Genomic DNA, 6,689 nt, shown 5'->3' on the forward strand with positions numbered 1-6,689 from the left:
CCAGGGCAAGGACATCCAGTTCGACGCCCTCACCCGGGTCCGCCCGCACTCGTGGACGGCATCCGGGAACAGGCACCGGCGGCCCGCACGGCGGCGGACGCCGCCCGCGCCCACCTCGCCGCCCGCAAGGACCGCTACCGCATCGCCGACCCCGAACGCGATCTCAGGGCCGCCGGCACCCTCACCGCCGGCAACCGGGAGACCGTACGCCTCCAGCAGACCCACCACGGCGTCCCGGTGCTGGGCGGGCAGTACCTCGTCCGCATGGAGCGGCACGACGGCCGCCGGATCGTCACCGGCACCTCCGGCCGGTACTTCACCGGGCTGCGCACCGCAACGACCGCCGGCATCGACGACACCCTGGCCGTGGAGCGGGCGGTCGACGCCGTACGACGGGACCTCGCGGCCCGGGACTTCACCGCGGGCCCGGACGGCGAGGACGCGGACACCGCGCTCACCGGAACCGCCCACGGCCTGGTCGTCATACCCGGCGGAACCGGCGTCCTGACCCGGCACATCACCGTGCGCGGAACAGGCCCGGCCGGCGGCGAACCGGTGCTGCGCGAGGTGTACGTCGACGCCCGAGCCGGCTACCCCGTCCTCCAGTACAGCGGGATCCGCACCCTGGCCGCTTCCCCCACGGCCCCCGGGCACGCGGCCCGTGCCGCCCTCGCCGCCGACCCCGCACCCGGCACCACCGGCAGCGGGGTCCGGCTCGACGGCACCACCGTCCCGCTCGCCGTCACCCGTGACGACACCCGCGACGCCTATGTGCTGCGCGACCGCACCCGCATCCAGAGCGACCCCGGCCATGTGCTGGCCACCTGGGACGCGGGCGGCCACTGGGCGAGCGACCTGTCCGGCGCCTGGCCCGACGACCTGCGGGAAGTCGCCTCGCCCACACCGCGGTTCGGGACCGATGCCACCAGTTCCGGCGCGGTCGACGCCCACTGGGCCGCGGGCCGGGTCTACGACTACTACCGGACCGGGTTCGGCCGGGACAGCCTGGACGGACACGGCATGACCGTCGACTCGGTGGTCGGCGCGACCGATTACGGGCAGCCGTACGTCAACGCCTTCTGGGACGGCCAGAAGATGGTCTACGGCTCCGGCGACGAGGAGTACCGGCCGCTGTCCGCCGCGCTGGACGTGGTCGGCCACGAGATGACCCACGCGGTCGTCTCGTCCTCCGCCGGCCTGGTGTACGCGGGCCAGTCCGGCGCCATGAACGAGGCCATCGCCGACTACTTCGGCAACGCCATCGAGGCCGACGCCCGCGGGCTGCCCATGGACGACCCCGACTCCGGGCTCGTGGGCGAGACCCTGTGCCGCACCAAGGGCCCCCGCGACTGCGCCTTGCGTGACCTCAACGACGGGCGGACGACGGCCGGTTCCTTCCTCGGCGTCGGCTTCGGCACCGACAACGGCGGCGTGCACCTGAACTCCACCATCTTCGGCGGCGCGCTGTGGGACATCCGCGAGGAGATCGGCCCCGAGCTCGCCGACGCGGTCGTCTACAAGGCGCTCACCGAATACCTCACCCCGCTCGACGGCTTCACCCAGGGCAGGGACGCGGTCCTCGCCGCCGCCAAGCGGATGGGGGCCGGCGGGCACGCCCTCACGGCCGTCCGGAAGGCGTTCACCGCGCACGGCATCGTCCCGCACTGGGAAAAGGCCCTCGGCATCGACTCCGACGTGCTGCTCTCCGGCGTCAACACCTACGACTCCCGTCTCGGCGCGGGCGGCGGCTGGTGGGCCGCCGCCCGGTCGGACGAGTCCGGCTCGGAGCCGTACTCGGTGTGGGCGGGCCGCACCGACGGCAAGGGGCAGCTCAAGCTGATGAGCCCCAACGACGGCCGCTATCACGTCAATCCGGCCACCGACGGCACGACGGTGGTGTGGCAGGCCCACGGGCCCACCGGCGTGGACATCCTCGCCCAGCCCCTCGCGGGCGGACCGGTGCGCACCCTGTGGCACGGCCGTAGCACCGGCACGGCCCTCGCGGTCGACGGCGACACCGTGACCTTCGCCTACTACAACTACGGCGGCCGGCCCGGCGTGGCCTACCTGAGCCTGAAGGACCCGGCGAACGTCGTCACCATCGGCGGCGGCACCTACCACCGGGCGACCTTCCCGGCCGTCGGCCACGGCAGGATCGTCTACCAGGACCGGCAGCGCGTACGCGCCGTGTACGAGTCCACCACCCGCCTGATCGACGTGGCCACCGGCGAGGAGACGGTGCTCCGGAAGGCCGAGCCCGACGCCTCGCTCGGCCCGACGGCCATCACCGCCGACCACGTCTACTGGCTGCTCGACGCCGTCGGCCAGAACGGCACCACCACCCTGCGCCGCGCCGCACTCGACGGCTCGGACGTCACCGACCTCAGCCCGGAGACCGGACCCGGCGCCCTGAACGTCTCCGAGGTGACGGCCGGGGCGGACGCGGTGACGATGGTCGCCCGCACGCCCGTGGCCGAGGTCTCCAACGCGGCGCTGTCCAAGCTCTGGCAGTTCATCCCAGGCCGGAAGGGCGACGGCACCCGCCGCGCCCGGGTGTCCTGCGACCGGGGTGAGCAGCTCTCCGCCGCGGCGGCCGAGGGCACCCGGGTGGTGTGGCTGGACGCGACCACCGGCACCGGCGAGGTGGTGACCCGGGCCCGCCCCAGCGGCACCTGCGCCTGACCGCCCTCGTGCCGGTGCCCCCGCCACAGGGCGGGGGCACCGGCACTACCGCGGTTACCAGAAGTGACGACGGCCGGCGACCGCGTGGCCCATGGACCCCAGGATCCACAGGATGGCTCCCACCACCAGCAGGATGATGCCGATAGTCCACAGGATCGAGATGCCCGTGACGAAGCCGATGATGAGCAGAATGATGCCGAGGGCGATCATGGCGTGCCTCCAGCTGGTAGTGGTGCTCCTAGGCCTCGGGTGCCCCGAACGCGGCGGAAATCGCACTCCGCGCGGTAAAAACTTCGCGTAACGGGACGATTGGTGCCTGCCTGGCCGTGCTGTAACCGGAGTTCGATCGTCCATGTTTCAAAAGTTCGGTCCGCAATGTTGATTTCTTGTTGCGGCAGTCTCACATTACCTATCGGTAGAACTCCCCGGTAATCCCTCCCGGCGCGCCCGTGGCACCGGCATGCCCGTGCGTCCCGTGATCTCCCCGGAAGGGAGCATGTCATGCCCATGCCAACCTGGCGCCGTGTCCTCACCGCGGCGTCCGCGGCCCTAGGCACCCTTGCCCTCGGCCTCGGCGCGGCCCCCGCCCAGGCCGCCACGTCCCTGGACTACGCGGCCCTCGGCGACAGCTACAGCGCCGCGTCCGGTGTGCTGCCCATCGACCTCGGCAGCCCGCTGTGTCTGCGGTCCACCGCCAACTATCCCCACGTCATCGCCGACCGCACCGGCGCCCGGCTGACGGACGTCACCTGCGGCGCCGCCCAGACCAAGCACTTCACCGAGTCCCAGTACCCCGGCGTCGCCCCGCAGGCCGACGCGGTCACCGCGGACACCGACCTGGTGACGCTGACCATCGGCGGCAACGACAACGGCACCTTCATCAACGCCGTGACCGCCTGCGGCACCGCCGGCGTGCTCAGTGGCGGCCAGGGCAGCCCCTGCAAGGACAGGTACGGCACGTCCTTCGACGACCAGATCGACACCAACACCTACCCGGCGCTGAAGGCCGCGCTCGGCGCCGTCCGGGCCAAGGCGCCGCACGCCCGGGTGGCCGTGCTCGGCTACCCGTGGATCACGCCCGCGAAGGCCGACCCGTCCTGCTTCGTCAAGCTGCCCCTCGCCGCGGGCGACGTGCCCTACCTGCACTCACTCCAGGCCCACCTCAACGCCGTGGTGCGGCGGGCCGCCGAGGAGACCGGGGCCGTGTACGTGGACTTCGCCGAGGCCTCCGCCGGGCACGACGCCTGCCAGCCGGCCGGCACCCGGTGGATCGAGCCGCTGCTGTTCGGGCGGAACGTCGTGCCGGTCCACCCCAACGCCCTGGGCGAGCGGCGCATGGCCGACCGCACCCTGAGCGTCCTCGGCCTCGGCTGACCCGGCGCCGCACGGCCGGCCCCCCGTCCGGGGCCGTGCGTCAGGCCTCCGCGAGCAGCGGATCGTACGGCGTCGAGCGGGCCCGGCCCGACATGAAGGACACGAAGTCCCGGACGAACGCGCCGCGCGGATAGACATCCTCGCCGCCGGCCGGGTCGCGGCGGAAGCCCCGGCGGAACAGCGCCCGGTACTCGGCCGCGTCGATGCGCTGGTCGCCGTTGGCGTCGGTGACGTCGAAGAGGACCTCGGCGACCCGGATCAGCGCGGGACCGGCGAGCGAGGGCACGGCCTCGGTGTACTCCCGGCAGCTGACGCGGCCGTCGCCGTCGGTGTCCAGCGCCGTCTGCAACTCCCGCCACCAGTCGGCGAAGGCGTCGTACAGCCGGGTCTCCGCCGGTTCGTCCAGGTCGAGACGGCCGGCGATCTCCCGGGCCATCGCCGCGAGGTCCGGCCAGTCCACGTAGCCGTCCCCGGTCTGGTCCAGCACCGTGGCGAAGAACTCCTCCGCACCGCGCCGCACGCCGGTGTCCGCGGGGTCCGGCTCCGGGGGCAGCGGGGTGATCAGCCGGATCAGGGCACCGGCGCGCCGCATCCGGTCCCGCAGCGCGCGCAACGTCCGGGCCCGGGGGTCGTCGCTGTCGGGTGAGAGGGCGAGCAGATCCAGTACGGTCTCGGTGCGCAACCAGCCCTCCGGGAGGAACCGGGCGAGACCGGCGCCCAGATAGGCGCTCTGCATCAGCGTCCGGGCGCCGGGCAGTTCGGGCAGCCCCGCCCGGTGGCGGAACGGCTCCGGGAGGGACGCCACCGTGATCGCGCCGATGACCGGTCCGACGAGCGCGCGGCCGGCCGCCCACAGCGTGGGCAGACCGTGCAGCAGCGGCGGCGCGGGCAGATGGTCGAAGAGCCGGTAGAGGATGATGCGCATCGCCTCCGTGTGCTCCAGCTCCTCCTCGACCACCCGCTCGTAGTACGGCCAGAACTCGTGGACCGTGGGCGGAAGGTGCCGGGCATCACCGTCCAACGCGGCCAGGTAGCCGTGGAATTCGCCGTACAGCTCCTCGATGGCGTCCTGCTCCAGCGGCTGCCCGCCGAACCGGCACATCGCGACGCTGCTCTCGAAGAGGGTGGCCACCACCCAGGCGCGCACCGCCGGGTCCATCGCGTCGTAGGGCCGGTCCCGCGCGTCGGTGCCGCTGATCCGGCTGTGCAGCCGGTTGAGGCGCGCCGCCTCCTTGCGCCGCGCCTCCTCGTCGGAGCCGGACATGCGCTGCAGGCTCGTGACGGTGTTGCGCAGCCGCCGCCACGGGTGGGTCACGAAGGTCGAGTTGTCGGCGAGGGCCGCACCGATCTGCGGGTGCGCCGCCTCCAGTACGGTCGCCCGGATGATGGCCAGGGCCCAGCGCGGATCGTTGAAGAAGCCGCGGAACCGGCTGCCCAGGCCGAAGAGCTGGCCGGTGCCGGATTCTGTCCCGGTGTCGGTGCCGGTGTGCTGGGGCTCGTCGGCGCCCGTCTCGGTCACGGTCGTCGTTCTCCGTTCTCGTTCGGCCGTACGCCGCCGAAACGGCGCTCCCGCCGCTGATAGGTGTGCAGGCACTCCAGGAAGTGCGGTGCGCGGAAGTCGGGCCACAGGACCGGGGAGAAGATCAGCTCCGCGTACGCGACCTGCCAGAGCATGAAGTTGGAGATGCGCTGTTCCCCGGAGGTCCGGATGACGAGGTCCACATCCGGGGTGTCGGGGTAGGGCAGGTGGGCGGCGAAGCACTGCTCGTCCACGGCCTCGGCGGGCACCCCGCTGCGGATCAGCGACCGTGCCGCCGCCACGATGTCGCGGCGCCCGCCGTGATCGAACGCCACGGTCAGCGTCATGCCCCGGTTCCCGGCGGTCAGGGTGGTCAGATCGGCGAAGTCCCGGGCCAGCGGCGGCGGGATGCGCGGGTCCGTCACGCCGAGGAACCGGCAGCGGATCCCGCGCGCGTGCAGCAACGGGGCGTGCTTGCGCACCACGCGGCGGACCAGCCGCATCAGGAAGTCGATCTCGGCGCCGGGCCGTTGCCAGTTCTCGGTGGAGAACGCGTACAGGCTCAGCCACTCCACCCCGGCAGACCGGGCCGCCTCGATGACGTCGATCACCGTCGTCTCGGCCGCGCGGTGGCCCGAGGTACGGGGCAGCGACCGCCGGGCCGCCCAGCGGCCGTTGCCGTCCATCACGCAGGCCACGTGCCGCGGCACGCCCCTGCGGCCCCCCTCCGGGACCGGGTCGGAGGCGGCACCGCCCACGACTTCCTCCACCGTCCCTCCCGCCCCCTGCGGCACCGAGCGGACCCGCGCCGCTGCCCGGCCCCGTCGGACCGCGGGCCGGATCGTCCCCCGCAGACTGCCAGCCGCCCGCCGCGGAAGGCGGGGCAACGGTCACCGTTCACCCTTGGCACTGCTGTGCGAGACCCGGCGCGCACCCCGGTTCGTCCGGCAAACCCGGGCTCGATTCGGGGGTTGTCCTCCGGTCCCGTGCTGGGGACGGCCCCCCGGCGGATCCGCCTGCCTGCCGGAATGAGGACGCGGCGGGCGTTGCCTAGCGTGCTGTCACATGGTGATTTCCTTACCGCGCCGCGCACTTCGCCGGCGCACCGGCCTCG

Annotated in this window: 5 protein-coding genes; 2 read left to right on the forward strand and 3 right to left on the reverse strand. The window is 73.2% G+C overall.

The features are described 5' to 3' along the window. Positions 1-51: 51 nt before the first annotated feature. Positions 52-2,682 carry a M4 family metallopeptidase gene (locus H5J33_RS18970; RefSeq protein ID WP_181796125.1) on the forward strand — a complete coding sequence of 877 codons (2,631 nt, stop codon included), beginning with the start codon at positions 52-54 and terminating at the stop codon, positions 2,680-2,682. Positions 2,683-2,736: 54 nt separating this feature from the next. On the opposite strand, the gene H5J33_RS18975 is transcribed toward H5J33_RS18970, so the two are convergent. Then, entirely contained in the window at positions 2,737-2,892 is a 156-nt protein-coding gene (locus tag H5J33_RS18975; protein WP_181796126.1) for a DUF6131 family protein, read from the reverse strand. Between the two features lie 291 nt (positions 2,893-3,183). On the opposite strand from H5J33_RS18975, the gene H5J33_RS18980 reads away from it, so the two are divergent. After that, the gene (locus H5J33_RS18980; RefSeq protein WP_181796127.1) at positions 3,184-4,056 is read left to right on the forward strand and encodes an SGNH/GDSL hydrolase family protein; all 873 of its coding nucleotides are present in this window, start codon (positions 3,184-3,186) and stop codon (positions 4,054-4,056) included. Between the two features lie 40 nt (positions 4,057-4,096). Here H5J33_RS18980 and H5J33_RS18985 read toward each other — a convergent pair whose 3' ends face one another. Next, on the reverse strand, positions 4,097-5,575 hold the full coding sequence (locus H5J33_RS18985) for an oxygenase MpaB family protein (RefSeq protein ID WP_181796128.1): 1,479 nt from the start codon (positions 5,573-5,575) through the stop codon (positions 4,097-4,099). Further along, positions 5,572-6,261, reverse strand: coding sequence for a polyprenyl diphosphate synthase (gene uppS, locus H5J33_RS18990; RefSeq protein WP_220212505.1), 690 nt, complete (start codon positions 6,259-6,261; stop codon positions 5,572-5,574). Before uppS ends, H5J33_RS18985 begins: the two co-directional genes overlap by 4 nt. Between the last annotated feature and the right edge of the window lie 428 nt (positions 6,262-6,689).

The organism is Streptomyces sp. WELS2 (assembly GCF_013870595.1).
GTDB lineage: Bacteria > Actinomycetota > Actinomycetes > Streptomycetales > Streptomycetaceae > Streptomyces.